Below are 15384 nucleotides of genomic sequence, written 5' to 3' on the forward strand. Positions count from 1 at the left end.
CATAACCATCAGGCGATCACGATCCCATCGCTGTTGAGGCTGCCAGGCGCCACCCCCACCAACGTGACCGAATCCCCACCAAACGTCAAAACCGTATCCTGCCCCACCGCCGACGCATGCGCGCGGAAGTCATCGCCGGGCAACACGCCCTGCACCCCGAGAAACACCAATTTGTCATCGGCCGTATAGCCAACCACCCGATCCTGGCCAAACGCGCCATTGAACAGGAAAGTATCCGTCCCGCCACCCGATTCCAGCAGATCATTCCCGGCGCCGCCGACAAACACGTCATTGCCCGCCCCACCGAGCAAATGATCATTGCCCTCCAGCCCGAACAGCCAGTCGCCGCCAGCGTGCGCCTTGAGCGTATCGGCGCCGGCCGCGCCTTTAACGCTCGATTCATACGCGGTGAGGTTATTGCCGACTTTCAGTCCTGCGGATGTGACGCTGTGCACCACATCATCCTTGAACACGCCCCAGAGAAAACCCGGTTCCCTGGAGACGAAGCTGCCGATGTCACGGGTGAGGCTGATCCCGCCGCTGGCATCGCGGATGTACAGGTTGCCGGCGCCGTCATTGGCGAAATCAAAGTGCTTTATCGTCTGCTGCAAGTCGAGCGTATTGCTGCCCTGCCCGCCCAGAATGACGTTGTAGCCGCCGCTGTCACGAAAGCTGTCGTTGCCGGCGCGACCTTCCAGATAGTCATTGCCGCCCCCGCCCTGGATCAAGTCGTTGCCGTCGCTGCCGATGATGAACGTGCTGCCCTTGTGGGTTTCGGCATTGCGGTTGAGGTCTTGCACCCAGGTATTGGCCCGTGCCGGGTTGGACAGATTGGCGACAATGATCGTCGAATCGCGGCTGGTCAGGTCGTAGAACTTCGATTCCATTACGCGAGTCATGCCGTCGCCATAACCGGTGGGCAGGTGCGAAATCCACGTCGGGATATTCAGGATCGAATACGGCAGCACGTTCCAGGCAGTCGAGGCGTAGTGATCGTTGAAGCTGACGATGTTGTCGGCCGTCGAAGCATGCGGTGCATCGTGCACGCCCACCGAGGCGCTGGTGAAGGTCGAGCCGTCAAGCGCACGAAACACCGGGTCGTTTTCATAACCGATGTTGAGCACTTTGTCGGTGCTGCTCTGGGTGGGCGAGGCGTAGGCGATGTAGTTGGCGTCTGCAAAAAAACCGCCCCACTTGCCGCCGCTCAAATCGGCCATGCTGTTGACTGCCAGGCCGCCGAGGCTGTGGCCGCTGACCAGCACGTCCTTGCCGCTGAGGCCGTTGGCCTGAGCGAAGGCGACGACGTCGTTGAGCAGATTGCCAAACGCTTCGCCGACGTAGTTTTTCGCGTAATCGGCCGGCCCGAACGCAGCGAGCAGATCGTTGATCACGTCGCCAATCGAGTCACCGATAAGAATTTCCCGCGGGCCGCTGGTGCCGCGAAAGGCAATGCCCAGTTCGGTCAGATGACCCTGAGCGTCGTACTTGCCGAGGATTTCCACTTGCGCGCTGGTGTAACCAGCCTTTTCTCCAAAGAACGTCCCGCGTGCGTCGGTCTTGCCGTCGTAACCCAGTTGCGCGGCGGTGATCGGTGTCCAGCCGGCTTTCTGCACGGCCTCAAGCGCGAGCTTTTCCGAGTCGGGGTTCCAGGGGATGCCAGGAATCACCCCTTGCGAATCGATGCCGCCAATCAGTGCGGTGACCAGCGTGGCCGGCAGGCCGAGGCCGAAACCGTTGTGCTGGTAACCGGCGGCGAAGCCGTTGTCCAGGTTGTGGTAGGAATACAGCGTGATCGCCATGGCATCGCTGAACAACGCCGTGGAATCGGCCGTACCGAAGTTCTTGTAGTCATACACACCCATTGCCATTGCCTCTCTTGTTGTTGGAATTGTCAGAGATAGCTCACAGCCAGAGCGCGAGGCTCCGGAGCATTCATTACGTTTTGCACATCCTCTAAAGGAGCTGCCGAAGGCTGCGATCTTTTGGGACGCAGAGCGTCCCCGGCTGCATTCCCACGCAGAGCGTGGGAACGATCACGTATACGCCTCAGAACTGCCAGTCGAGGGTCAGACCCACGCCATGATCCTTCTCATTCGAGCCGATCAGCCCGTTGTAATCCAGGTTGACCCGCACGTCTCGATTGAGCGCGAGCCCGGCGCGAACGCCAACGACCGCTGCATCACGATCCATCGACACACTTTGCACGGTGAACGCGCTGTTACCGTTGGCAAAGGCCAGGTGACTGTCGGCATCGACGTCACTCAGGTTGTGCTGCCAGCCAAGGCTTGCGCCCAGTTCCAGTTGATGCTGGTCCGACAAGGCGAAGCTGCGCTTGGCCCGCACACCAAGGGTCGAGAGCACCACATCGCGGTTGTCCTCGCCCCCCTTCAGCGCAGCGGCGTCGCCTTTTTCAGTGAAGCTGTCGGTGTTGAGGTGGACGTAGGACAGGTTGGCGAACGGCTCCAGATTCATCGGTTGCAGGCCCAGATCGTATGCGGCCTCGGTGAACAGTTGCGCCGTGCTCGCATCCCGCTTGGTTTTCTGTTTACTGCTGACATCGCCCACCTGCAGATCACGCTTCACATCGATGCGATGCCAGCTGTAGGCGCCACCGACGGTCAGGCGCAGTGCGTCGATTTCATGGCCCACATAAGCGCCCAGGTGGTAGCTGTCGACCGATGCCGACGAATGCGTTCCGCTGCCCATGCTCAACGAGCTATCGCTGTAACCGGTAACGAAGCCCAGGCGCGTGTCTTCAGCGATCAAACCGTCGACACCGGCCAGCAGCCCGCCAATGGAACTGTTGGAGTCGGCATTGTCATGCCCGCCGTCGCTCTCGCCCCACGAACCCAGCACTTTGACCCAGGCATTGCTGCGATCATCCGTTGGCGCATCGGCATTGAACAGATCGCGCTCACGCAGGCGCTCGCCCACCGCTTCACGCAGGTAACGGCTGTCATTGATCAGCAGCGTACCGATGGCCGGGTGGATCTCACCGGACAACTGTTGAAAGGCCTGCTGCGCCGACGCCGCGTTGGGCGACAGCAGCAGGGTTTCGAACAGCGCATTGCCCGCGCCCAGACGCTCGGCAGCGGCACCCACGGCGCGCTGGTTCGGCGTCAGACCGACACTGGCGAACGACGCCGCGTTACGTCCGACCGCCAGTTGAATACCGCCGGCCGAGTAATCGAGCGTACCGCCAAGGAACGCGTAATCCGGCAACACCTGACCGAAGCGCCCTTCAATGCCACCCGCCGCTTGCAGGATGTTGTAGCGCGTGCCGAGCAAGCGCTGCACTTCGCCGGTACTGAGCAAGGTCGGGCTGTTCTCCAGCGACATGCTCACCGTGGCGCCTTCGACGACCGCTTTGCCGGTCGCAACGATCTGATCGCTGCTCGTCGGCGACAACTCTACGGCGTAGGTCGAACCCGGCGCAAAGGTCACGTCCCCGGCCACGTTCAGGGTGCCGATGGAATTGCCCGGCGCAACCGTACCGCCACTGTTGACCGCCAGCGCGCCGATACGACCGTTACCGCCGAGGATGCCGCCGTCATTCACAGTGACCGCCGATTGCAGCGATCCGTTGATCGCCAGTCGGCCCTGATTGATCAGGGTCGGGCCGCTGTAAGTGTTGTTGCCGGTCAGCACCAGGGTGCCGATGCCCTGTTTGGTCAAACCGCCGTGGCCGCCAATGTCGTTGCGCCAGGTGTCGAGGCCGCAGGTGATGTCGGTGCACACCCGCTCGGTGGGTTTGCCCTGATCGATGATCGCGCCGATGCCTGGCAGGTCCGCGACAAACTGGCCGGAGCCATAAGCGCCCTGAACGCGGAATTCCTCGGGAATGTCCTGCTCAGTGACGAACATCGACGGACCATCGATCCCTTTGCGCAGATTGATCATGCCCCAGCCATACAGGGCGTCGATGCCCGGCGCGCCGAGGTCGGTGGCGGTCGTGCGCAATACCGTGGCGACCTGATCCCCGGTCATGTACGGAAAGCGCTCCATCAGCACCGCGATGGAACCGGCGACGTGCGGTGCCGCCATTGAGGTGCCGTTGTAATTGGCGTAGCTGGTGGTGAGGTTGCCAGCGTTGGTGCCTTCGATGATCGAGCTGTAGATTTTCGTGCCCGGGGCCGACACGCAGTAACTCGCGGTATAGCCGCAGCGCGAGGAGAACGTGCTGATCACATACGGATTGGCGCTGGCCAGATCCGGGTTCTGCTGCAGCGCGGCGACGGTAATCCAGTTCGGCGCGATGTCCGGCACGAAGTAGCCGAGGCCGGCGATGGCATCCGGGTTGTTGAGGTTGTAGTCGTTGCCGGCGGCGAAAATCGTCACGATGCCGCTGCGCGCGGCGGCAATCGCACCGTCATAGGCGCCGCCGGGCTTGGTGCCAAGCAGCGTGCGGATTTCGTTGAACTGCAACTGCGCGTCATTGACGGTGAAATGCGGGTACGCCGGATCACGGCCGCCCAGATCGAAGCGGTCGGTGATGCCGATGCCCCAGCTGTTGTTGATGATTCGCGCGCCGCTGGCGATCAGCGCATCCCAGCCGGCCTTGTACACGGCGCCATCGTTGCCTCGGACGATGCCGTCTTCCGGGCCAGGGTCGCCGTTGTCGGCGCTGATGATCTGCGCGCCGAACGCGACGCCGTGCATCACGCCGCCGTCCCTGCTGCCTGCCGCGATACCCCCAACGTGTGTGCCGTGCGCACCGAGCTTGCCGTTGGAACCGACCGAGGGTGAACCGTCGTACAGAAACGCATCACCGGCCTTCACCGGGATGTACGGGTCCGTGTATTCGCGGATGCCGCTGGTGACCAACGTGATCACTTTGTTATTGCCGGAGAACTCCGGGTGCGCGGCGTAGACCGGCTGATCGAAAATGCCCAGTTTTACGCCTTTACCGGTGTAACCGGCGGCGTAGGCATGATCTGCACCGATCGCGCCCAGCCCCCAGTCAGCCCGGAACTCGTTGCTGCGCCAACTCGACGGATCGCCGCTGCGGCCGTTTTCCACGTAAGGCGCAGCGTGCACCGTTGCGCTGGCACAGAGCATCGCCAGCGTCAGGGTTTTCAAGACAAAGCAGCCACCCGATTGCGCGGGGGTATTGTTGTTATTCATCCACGACCTTCCTTAGTGATGTTGCGAAAAATCCGTTTGCCGACCTGACCTGATCGTTCCCACGCTTTGCGTGGGAATGCCTCTGGGGACGCTCCGCGTCCAGTGACGCGGAGCGTCACGGGCTGCATTCCCACGCGGAGCGTAGGAACGATCGGTACAGAAACGAGCAGGTATGTTGCGTACAGTCAGAACTGCCAATCCAGACTCAACCCAACGCCATGCAGCTTCTCGCGGCTGGCCAGTTGCCCGTTGTAGTCAAGGTTGACCCGCACGTCTTTACTCAAGGCCAGGCTGGCCTGCACGCCAACCAGCGCGGCATCACGTACCAGGGCCGAACTCTCCACCGAATATGGCGTGCCGACGCTGGCGAAGCGCAGATGCTGTTCTGATTCGATGTCGCTCAGGCTGTGCTGCCAGCCGAGACGGGCGCTGACGTCCAGTGTTTGCTGGTTCGACAGGTTGAACGTCTTGATCGCGCGCGCACCCAGCGTGCTCAACACCACATCGCGACGATCGCCGGCGCTTTTCAGCGCGGCGGCGTCACCCTTTTCGGTGAAGCCTTCGGTGTCGAGGTGCAGGTAGGTCAGGTTGGCAAACGGTTCCACCGCCAGAGGCTGAAGCTGCAACCGATACGCTGCCTCGCCAAAGACCTGGGTGGTGGTCGCATCGACCTTGGCTTTTTGTTTGGCGCTGACTTCGTCGTATTGCAGATCGCGTTTCACATCGCCGCGATGCCAGCTGTACGCCGCGCCTGTACTCAAGCGCCAGGCGCCGATGTCGTGCCCGGCATAAGCGCCCAAATGATAGCTGTCGACTTTCGCCGAGGAGTGCGTGCCCGCGCCCATGCTCAGCGAACTGTCACTGTAACCGGTCACCAGACCGATGCGAGTGTGCTCGTCCACTGCGCCGTCAACACCCGCCAGCAAGCCGCCGATCGAAGTGTTGTAACCCGCGCTGTCGTGGCTTGAATCAGTGCGGCCCCAAGCACCGAGCGCCTTGATCCAGCCATTGCTCCGGGCGGAGGAGTCGTCGTGCAGGCGCTCGCCAACCGCATCGCGCAACTGGCGGCTGTCGTTGATCAGCATCGTACCCAGCGCCGGGTAGATCTCGCCGGACAATTGCTGAAAGGCTTGCTGCGCCGAGGTCGGGGTGGGCGTGCGCAGCAGGCTTTCGTAGACAGCGTTGCCCGCACCCAAACGTTCGACCGCCGCCGCGACCGAGCGCTGATTCGGCGTTTGTCCGACGCTGGCGAAGCTCGTCGCGTTGCGTTCGATGTTCAGCTCAATGCCGGTCGCGGCATAGTCGAGGCTGCCGCCGATGAACAGATAATTGGGCAGCACCGCATCAAACTGCCCCTGAATGCCGCCGGCTGCCTGCAGGATGTTGTACTGACGGCCGAGCAGGCTTTGCGCTTCAGCCGTGCTGAGCAATGTCGGGCTGTTCTCCAACGACAGGCTGACGGTGGCGCCGCCGATGTTCGCCGTGCCGCCGGCAACGATGCGATCGCTGCTCGCTGAAGACAGTTCAACGGCGTAAGTCGAACCCGCAGTGAACGTCACGTCACCGTCCACATTCAAGGTGCCGATGGAGTTGCCCGGCGCGACACGCCCGCCGCTATTGGCCGTCAGCGACGCGATGCGTCCGGTACCGCCGAGGGCAGCGTTGTTATTGACGGTGACGGCTGATGCGAGCGAACCGTTGACTGTCAGCATCCCGCCGTTGACCGTGGTTGGGCCGCGATAAGTGTTTGCGCCGCTGAGCAGCAGCTGGCCTTCGCCGGACTTGATCAGGCTGCCCTGATACACGCGCCCCGCCGCTGCTGAATCACGGGCCATGCCCACTGCATAGTCGGTCTGGTCCTGATGACTGGCGCCGGCCGGAACGCCGTTCTGCCAGCCTTTGTCCTGCAGGGTTTGCTGCCAGGCGCTGTGCTCGGCGAGGTCTTCGCCTTGACGCTGGAGCAGCGCCTTGTCGGAGATGTCATTGCTCCACACGTCGCGCTGCCCTGCGCCCAGGTTGGCGTCGAACTCACCGAGCAATTGCCCCGGCCCGCGCATCGCCCGGCTGAGATTGGCCACGCCCCAGCCGAGCCGCTCAGTCGGCGCATCGGTCACCGAGCCGTCCAGTTGAGTGGCGGTGGTCAGCAGCACTTGCAGCGCTTGCTGATTATTCATGTACGGATAGCGTTCCATCACCAGCGCCAGCGCGCCGGTTGCGTGCGGTGCGGCCATTGAGGTGCCGGATTTGATCGCGTAACCGCCACCGGGGACTGTGCTGTCGATCTTCGCGCCCGGCGTGGTGATGCACCAATACTTGGCGATGCCGCACTGGTTGTATTTCTGCTGATTGCTCTGATCGAGCCCGGACACCGCCAGCCAGTGGCCTTCCAGATCCGGCTGAAAATACGGCAGCGCTGAACGCACGCTGGCGTTGGGGTAGCCGCTGTTACCGGCGCTGAACACGTTGATCACGCCGCGCCGCGACACATCGGCAGCGGCATCGAGCCAGGTGCCTTTGTTCCAATGCTGGGCGTACGCCGCGTGCAGATCCGCCAAGGTGCGATAGCTGACATCCGGCGGCTGACTGCCCCAGCTGTTATTGATCGCCCGGACGCCGGCGTCGGCCAGGCTGTTGTAGACCGCTTTGAAATAACGCGGATCCGGGCTGGGGCCGAACAGGAAACTGTCGTTCTTGTTGGTGTTGCCGACGTAAATTTGCGCGTTATAGGCCACACCGTGCATGCCGCTGCCGTCGCGCGAAGCGCCCATGGTTCCGACTACGTGGGTGCCGTGGGAGTCGTTGTTCGGGTTGAGCGTGCCATCGACGTTGAACGGCGAGCCGTCGACGTAGCTGCCGCTGGCGGATACCGGGTGATAGCGATCGGCGGCGAATTCGGGGTGGCTGGCATCGAAACCGGAGTCGAGAGCGCCGATTTTTACGCCCTTGCCGGTAATGCCGGCAGCGTAGGCTTGGTCCGCCTGCATGCGATCCAGGCCCCAATCACGCATGAACTCGGCGCTGCGCCAACTGGCCGGATCGCCTCGCTGGCCTGACTCCAGATACTGGGCCTGAGCCTGGTTTGTAGAAATCACAAGCAACAGGGTACCGACCGAGATCGGTTTGATGCGTACGTCCATGTTCATCACTCTCTTCTTGTTTTATTCAGGTCGTTTTGCTGTGTTGCCTGTTTCCCTCACCCCCTTGGGAAAGGTTTAGGGTGAGGGCTGTTGCGCGATCACGAACGCCTCGTCTACCCGCGCCAGATCCTGCTCGTTCAGGGTTCCGGCGTAGTAATGCAATTTGGTCCAGGCCATCAGGTAGTCGTAGCGCGCCTGCGCAAGGTCGCGACGCGTGGTGAACAGCTGCTGCTCGGCGTTCAACGCGTCGAGGTTGGTTCGCTCACCGCCCATGATGCTTTGCCTGGTCGACACCACCAGCGCTTCAGCCGACTTCAACGCCTTCTGATACGCGCGCAATTTACTGACCCCGGACAGGCAGGCACTGAATTGCCGGCGCAGTTCGATCAAGGTCTCGCGCGTCTTGCCGTCCAGTTCGTACTCAGCCTGTTCCATCGTACGGCTGGCCTGTCGGGTCGAAGCGGACACCCCGCCGCCGGCGTACAGCGGCACGCTGACTTCCAGCCCGATGGTGTTGGTTTCGTAGCGCTGGTTATAGGTGTTGCCGCTTTCTGATTCGTTATCGCGCATCGAGGCGTAGGCGCTGATTTTCGGCAGATGCCCGGCGCGGTTGCGCTCGACTTCATACCGCGCGACCTCCACGGCCTGACGCTGCGAAGCCAGGTTCGGGTTGTTGCTGATCGCCAGCTCATGCCAGGTGTCGAAATTGGCCGGTTGCAGAGTGAACGTCTGGAACTGCTGAGCGAGCGGCGCGAGATCGCCGATGTCCACCGCCGGCACGCCAATCAGTGCACCCAATTCGCGCAACGCAGCATCCTGCTCGTTGCGCGCCTCGATTTCTTCGGCGGTCGCGAGTTCATAACGCGATTCGGCTTCGAGAATATCGGTGCGCGTGCCCTCGCCCTGCTGGAACATCTGTTCGTTCTGCTGGAACTGCTGCTCGTAAGCCTTTTTCTTCGCCTGCGCGATGTCGATCTGATCCTGGGCGAACAAGGCTTTGGTGTAGTTGTCGAGGACCCGCACCAACAGTTCCTGACTCTTGCCGCGAAAGGCTTCGTCGGCGAACAGCGATTGAGCCACGCCCTTGCGATACGCCGCGTAAGCCTCGTAATCGAGCAGCGGTTGCTGGACCGTCAGCGCCGAGCCGTAACTGCTGTAGTTGCGTTCGTCGGTACGGTTGCGCGCGCGCTCATCGAGCGAGGTGGCTTTGGAAGAGTTGCGCCCCTTGTTGTACGTATAGCCGATTCTTGGCAACAGCCCGGCGCGGCCGATGGCACGATTCTCGAGGCCGGCATCGCGCTCCTTGATTGCACCGAGAAACACCGGATCGTTGCGCAGCGCCTGTTCGTAAATATCGAACGGCCCCATGGCCGCGACCGCAGAGTGACTCGCCAGCAGCATCACTGCCGCTCCCAGCATTGAAAGCTTATTCATACAACCGAACATCCTTATTCCTCGGTCAACGCAGAACCGGCTCGATCGAGCAACGGTTTGAACAGGTAGTTGAGGAGTGAACGCTCACCGGTACGCACGAACATTTCCGCCGGCATGCCGGGCTTGATCACCAGGCCATTGAGCTTTTCCATCGCCTGATCGCTGACGCTGCTGCGCAACACGTAATACGGCACGCCGGTTTTCTCATCGACCATCTGGTCGGCGGAAATCAGGCTGACTTCACCAGGCACACGTGGGGTTCTGCTTTGATTGAACGCAGTGAAAAGGATGTCCACCGGCAAATGCGTGCCGACCTTGTCGATCAAGTTGATTGGCAGATGGCCTTCCACTTCCAGCGTGGTGCCTTGCGGAACGATTTCCAGCAGGGTTTCGCCCTGACGCACCACGGCGCCTTCGGTGTGCACGCCAAGGTTGACTGCTACGCCATCGGCGGTGGCGAGGATCTCGCTGTGCTGCAGATCAAAACCGGCGGAGGTGAGTTGCTCGGACAAGGTGACGCTTTTCAGTTGCGCGTCGGCCAGTTGCGTGCGGACTTCCTTCTGGTACTCCTCGCCGTGCTGCTGCAACTTCAGACGCGACTCAAGGATGCCCTGCTCCACGCGCCCGCTTTCGCCGGTATTTTCGGCCAGTTGCTGCTGGACCTGCGACAGTTGGCGCTGATAGTCCATCAAGCGGTTGCGCGGGATGTAACCGCTGTCGGCCAGCGGTTGCAGGTTGCTCAGCTGTTGCTGCAAGGAGGTGGCCTGGGCATTGAGGTCGCTGCGTGCGCGACGCATACCGGCCAGTTGCGCGGTGGCGCCTTCTATATTGGCGCGCAATGCCGCCTGTTCACGAAAGAACGCTTCCCGGCGGCTGCTGAACAATTGCCGCTGGCCTTCCAGTACCAGTGCCAGACGCGGGTCCGGGTCGTTGCTCAGCTCAGGCGGAAAGGTCACTTGCTTGAGGCTGTCGCGCTCGGCCTGCCAACGCGCGAGGCTGGCCCAGGCCATGCGGTATTGTGCCTGAAGCGATTGCACGTCAGCCGCGACCTGAGTCTGATCGAGGCGGAACAGTGGCTGACCCTGCTTCACAATCTCGCCTTCGCGCACCAGAATCCGGCTGACTACGCCGCTGCTCATCGACTGAACAGCCTTGCGTTTACCCGAGACCACCACCGTGCCTTGCACCGGGATGCCCTGATCGAGCGGCGCCAACGCGGCCCAGGTGAAGAAACTGCCAGCGCCGACAATGGCCAGAATCCAGCCCATGCGCGCGAAGAACCTGGCATCGCGTTCAGGGCGTTCAGTGATATACGCGTGTTCCATGTTCGCTTCGTTTTCAGTGTTCATGCTGGCGCTGCTCATACACCCGAATTCCTGGTCGTAGGCTGATACTGCCGGCTCATGCTGAGCCCGCCCGGTGTTTGTGCAGCTTTTTCGCGTTGCTGGTCCTGCTGACCGGAGAGCGCCTTGAGCACATCCTGACTCGGGCCAAATGCCTGCAAGCGACCGTCGTTGAGCACGAGTAATTTATCTGCCTGGGCCAGCACCGAAGAGCGGTGCGTCACCAGAATCACCGTGGTGCCCTGAGCCTTGAGTTGCGCGATGGCGCTGGCCAGTGCGGCTTCGCCAACGGTGTCGAGGTTGGAATTGGGTTCATCCAGCACCACCAGGCTCGGCGTGCCGTACAGCGCGCGGGCCAGCGCCACGCGTTGCTTCTGGCCACCGGACAAGCCACTGCCGTCCTCGCCCAGTTGCGTGTCGTAACCTTGCGGCAGGCGCAGGATCATCTCGTGGACGCCAGCCTGTTGTGCCGCCGCCACGACTTTTTGCGCATCGGCTTCGCTGAATCGAGCGATGTTTTCGGCGATGGAGCCGCTGAACAATTCGATGTCTTGCGGCAGGTAGCCGACGTAAGGGCCGAGCTGGTCGCGGTTCCAGCGGTGAATGTCCGCGCCATCCAGGCGCACGGTGCCGCCCAGCGTCGGCCAAACGCCAACCAGCACGCGGGCCAGAGTCGATTTGCCGGAGCCGGAAGCACCGAGCACGCCGAGCACTTCACCGGCACCCAGGTTGAAATTGACCATGTGCAATGTCGCGGTGCGCCTTCCTGGCGGGCCGGCGCTGACTTGTTCGAAGGTGATCTGGCCTTTAGGCGCCGGCAGTGCCATGGCTTCGTCACTCGGCGGAAAAGCTTGCAGCAGCGCATCGAGCCGACCGTAAGCCAGCTTCGCCCCGCTCCACTGTTTCCATACGGCGATCAGCTGGTCGATGGGGCTCAACACGCGGCCCATCAAAATCGAACCGGCGATCATCATCCCGGCGGTCATGTCGCCCTTGATCACCAACAAGGCGCCCAGGCCCAGCACCAACGATTGCAGACACAGGCGAAGCGTTTTGCTCAACGAACTGATCACCGCACCGGTGTCGCTGGCCTGGTTCTGCAAGCCGAGAAAGCGCGAGTGCACCTCAAACCAGCGTTTGCGCAGCGACCCGAGCATACCCATCGCCTGAATGGTTTCGGCATTGTGCAAATGGCTGGTCGCCAACTGACTGGACTGCTGGGAAAACCCGGCGGCCTCGCCCAACGGCTTCCTGGTCATATATTCGTTGAGGCACGCCAACCCGATCAGCAGCAAGGCACCCGCCGTGGCCAGCACCCCTAGCCAGACGTTGAACAGGTAGATGACGAACAGATAAACCGGGAACCACGGCGCATCGAAGAAGGCGAACAGCGCCGGCCCGGTGACGAATTGGCGGATGTGGGTCAGGTCACCCAACGACTGACCGGCATTGCCTTCGCCCTTGAACAGATTGCGTTCGAACGCCGCTTGATAGACACGCAGGTTAAAACGGCGCTCCAGCTGGCTGCCGATGCGGATTACGATAAAGCTGCGGATCACCTCCAGCAGCCCGATGAAGACGAAGAAACCGACGACCATAAGCGATAGCATCGCCAACGTGGTTTCGTTCTGCGACGACAACACGCGGTCATAGACTTGCAGCATGTAGATGGACGGCACCAGCATCAACACGTTGATGAGCGCGGTGAAACAACCAACGCTGATCAGAATGCTTTTATAGTCACCCAATGCCTTGATTAACGGAGCGGTGGCTGGGGCCTTCGCCATCTTCATTGATTCTTCCTGAACAGTATTCATCGCCCCTGAGAGGCGACACTTCAATTAATAAAGCGAGCCATGCCGAAGTACACTTCTTGGAAGGCCGCTTACACTTTCATAACAATTAGCGCTATATAATCCGGTGCAGTTGCCCTTGGTGACCTGCTTATAACCGCTTGCAGGATCTTTATATCCGCGTTGGTTCTATAAAGGGCAGATCAGTTATCAGACTCCGCACGTTCCAGCGTGACAATCAAACCCGACATCAAAGTCGCCAGATACAACCCATCACGTTGTCGGCTGAAAAACTGGATCCTTGAGCCTTCCGTGCCGGTGATCGACAAACCGTCGGGGTCGGGAAACCATCCGATCGGAGCTTGCTCCAGCCAGGCGCCCAAACAGTCGGCCCCTCGACCCAGCGTCTTGTTGGCAAGCAATTCGAGATCGCACGTATTCGAAGGTTTGTCCTGCAGTTTTTGCGCGCCAAGGTCATCACCCGTCGTGGACAGCGTTGCTTGCCATTGCCCTGCGAATACCAAGGGGTCTTCGAGCCTGAGGCTGCTTGCCATAATTGTTTCTCCTGAAAACGTAACGAGTGCCGCTGAAAGCCACGCCATTGCCGTGTAGGTAAAAGCTCTGTTGCTCATGGAAGAATTTGCTCCAACCTGTAGCCTTGCGTACGGCGTGTACCGATGCAAGTAAAGAAAGCGACGCCTGGGGCGCCGCTTTCCCTTCACATTACGCCACGATATCGCTGGTCGCTGCCTGTCCAACGGTGCTGACAACGAAATCAGCCACGCCATGCCCGGAGAAATCCACCGACAACAGGCTGTTTCCGCCCGAGGAGGTCAACACCGCATCGCCAGCAGAACCGGTGAAGCTGTTGACGAAGTGCAGGCCCGCCCCGTTGGTGATTCCGGTCAGGTCGATTTTGTCGAGCCCGCTGACGAAATCGAGGATCTGATCGATCGCACCCGGCTTGGAATCCGAGCTGGCGGCGAACACAAAAGTGTCCGAACCGACGCCGCCCCATAGCTTGTCGGCACCGCCAGCCCCGTAGAGGATGTCGTTGCCGGCGCCGCCCTTCAGTTCGTTGGCCACGCTGTTGCCGATCAACAGATCGCTGCCCGAACCACCGATGGCGTTCTCGATGATCGCGCCTTTGGCAATCGACACGTTGCCCACAAGGCCGCCAACGTCCGAGAACGAAGCCTCATTAAGGTTGATCTTCTGGTTCTGGGTGAAGCCGGAGAAGTCCAGAGTGTCCCTGCCGCCAGCATCCCACACCGAGAACACCACTTTGTCGCTCGACGAAGAAGCGCTGAGGAAATCCCGACCGGTGTTGGAGTTGAAGCCGTAGGTGCTGTCGCCGGTGCGAGTGGAGGTGTTGGCACCGTAGAGCTTCTGGATCGCGGCGATGTCGTCCATCAGCGGGCCGGACGAATAGGCTTCGACGCCGCCCTTGCTGAAGTTCTGGCTGGTATTGCTCTCGCTCCAGTAACTCATGACGCTGTAGCCGCGGGTGTCCTGCCCGTAGGTCGCGTCGTTGTAGGTCGGGTTGCCATTGCCGGCGTTGTAGTCGCCAGGGTGAGCAAGGCCCAAAGAGTGGCCGATTTCATGGGTCAGGGTCTGACGGCCGTAATTGTTGAGCTCCGGGTTCTTGTTCTGCGTGTAGCTGCTGTTGATCAGGTACCACGAAGTACCGTCATAGCCTGCGCCCGTGCCTGGAAGGTAAGCGAACGCCGCCGCGCCATCCTGGCCACCGCTGTAGTTACCGAAGGTCATGTGGCCGTCACCGCCCGAGGCTTTCTCGGTGAAGGTGAGATTGGCAACATCGGCCCAGGATTGCATGGCGAGCTTGGCTTGCGCTTGCTGCTGCGCGCTGAACTGACTGAAACCGCTGATTCCGTGTTTGTTCATCGTGCTGGACGATGCCGAGGTCAGGAACGTGTAGGTCAGTTCAATTTTGCCACTGCCGTCCCTGTCCTGATAGGCAGCGCCGTCACGCAGCAGTTGGGTAGCCGCCTGATCGACGGAATATGAGGGTTTGCCATTGACCGTGAGGTTGCCGCCACGATCGTACTGATGGCTGAAGCTGTTGATCTGGTTGTACGCCGAACTGAAGGCGGCCAGCTGGAACGCCTGTTCGGCGGTATCAATAGCGTTAGCTTTTACTTTCGACATAAACACACTTCCTTGTTTAGCAATGGAACAGTTTTTGTCCGATAGCGACAATCCCTGGCGAGATCGTCCTATCACTCGCCCAATGAAGGCGTAACGAACCTGACACAATTTGAAATCTGTCGTAAAGGATTTTTTTGAGATCCAATCCGGTTGGGTCAGGAAACTGCCGTAAACAAAGCGTGCGGGAGGGAAAGAATGTTTTTAGTTGAGAGGTAAGTGGTAATTGTCTGACGATTTTCTATTTAAATATTAAATATGAGTAACTTTGTATTTGTCGGTCAAGTCACACTTTGAGTGTCAATGGTGCCAGTGCTTTGATATCAACTAGTTTCAGTGTGCCGGAACTCCAATGTGGGAGCGAGCCTGCTCGCGAAGGCGTCGTAT

General features: G+C 60.6%; 8 protein-coding genes. All 8 read right to left on the minus strand.

The features are described from left to right. Positions 1 to 8: 8 nt before the first annotated feature. Complete coding sequence (locus HU727_RS05410) at positions 9 to 1862, minus strand: polyurethane esterase (protein WP_186529288.1); 1854 nt, start codon at positions 1860 to 1862, stop codon at positions 9 to 11. Positions 1863 to 2046: 184 nt separating this feature from the next. Beyond that, the gene (locus HU727_RS05415) at positions 2047 to 5124 is read right to left on the minus strand and encodes an autotransporter serine protease (protein ID WP_186528882.1); all 3078 of its coding nucleotides are present in this window, start codon (positions 5122 to 5124) and stop codon (positions 2047 to 2049) included. Between the two features lie 185 nt (positions 5125 to 5309). Next, positions 5310 to 8261, minus strand: coding sequence for an autotransporter serine peptidase EprS (eprS, locus tag HU727_RS05420; RefSeq protein WP_186529296.1), 2952 nt, complete (start codon positions 8259 to 8261; stop codon positions 5310 to 5312). 75 nt (positions 8262 to 8336) lie between these two features. After that, a complete protein-coding gene (locus tag HU727_RS05425) occupies positions 8337 to 9707 on the minus strand; it encodes a TolC family outer membrane protein (protein WP_186528884.1) in 1371 nt (456 codons plus the stop codon). Between the two features lie 2 nt (positions 9708 to 9709). Beyond that, complete coding sequence (locus tag HU727_RS05430) at positions 9710 to 11059, minus strand: HlyD family type I secretion periplasmic adaptor subunit (protein WP_186528886.1); 1350 nt, start codon at positions 11057 to 11059, stop codon at positions 9710 to 9712. Beyond that, positions 11056 to 12831: a type I secretion system permease/ATPase gene (locus tag HU727_RS05435; RefSeq protein WP_186528888.1), complete on the minus strand. Its 1776-nt coding sequence runs from the start codon at positions 12829 to 12831 to the stop codon at positions 11056 to 11058. The genes HU727_RS05430 and HU727_RS05435 overlap by 4 nt, the downstream gene beginning before the upstream one ends. 203 nt (positions 12832 to 13034) lie before the next feature. Further along, positions 13035 to 13463, minus strand: a complete 429-nt coding sequence (locus tag HU727_RS05440; RefSeq protein ID WP_186528890.1) for an AprI/Inh family metalloprotease inhibitor — start codon at positions 13461 to 13463, stop codon at positions 13035 to 13037. Between the two features lie 91 nt (positions 13464 to 13554). Then, on the minus strand, positions 13555 to 15000 hold the full coding sequence (locus HU727_RS05445) for a serralysin family metalloprotease (protein WP_186528892.1): 1446 nt from the start codon (positions 14998 to 15000) through the stop codon (positions 13555 to 13557). Positions 15001 to 15384: the final 384 nt, after the last annotated feature.

The organism is Pseudomonas khorasanensis (genome assembly GCF_014268505.2).
In the GTDB taxonomy this organism is placed as follows: domain Bacteria; phylum Pseudomonadota; class Gammaproteobacteria; order Pseudomonadales; family Pseudomonadaceae; genus Aquipseudomonas; species Aquipseudomonas khorasanensis.

Coding starts and splice junctions, on each gene's coding strand:
- eprS (WP_186529296.1), bottom strand. CDS start 8,261: ATGGACGTACGCATCAAACCGATCTCGGTCGGTACCCTGTTGCTTGTG.
- HU727_RS05435 (WP_186528888.1), bottom strand. CDS start 12,831: ATGAAGATGGCGAAGGCCCCAGCCACCGCTCCGTTAATCAAGGCATTG.
- HU727_RS05410 (WP_186529288.1), bottom strand. CDS start 1,862: ATGGGTGTGTATGACTACAAGAACTTCGGTACGGCCGATTCCACGGCG.
- HU727_RS05425 (WP_186528884.1), bottom strand. CDS start 9,707: ATGTTCGGTTGTATGAATAAGCTTTCAATGCTGGGAGCGGCAGTGATG.
- HU727_RS05445 (WP_186528892.1), bottom strand. CDS start 15,000: ATGTCGAAAGTAAAAGCTAACGCTATTGATACCGCCGAACAGGCGTTC.
- HU727_RS05440 (WP_186528890.1), bottom strand. CDS start 13,463: ATGAGCAACAGAGCTTTTACCTACACGGCAATGGCGTGGCTTTCAGCG.
- HU727_RS05415 (WP_186528882.1), bottom strand. CDS start 5,124: ATGAATAACAACAATACCCCCGCGCAATCGGGTGGCTGCTTTGTCTTG.
- HU727_RS05430 (WP_186528886.1), bottom strand. CDS start 11,059: ATGAGCAGCGCCAGCATGAACACTGAAAACGAAGCGAACATGGAACAC.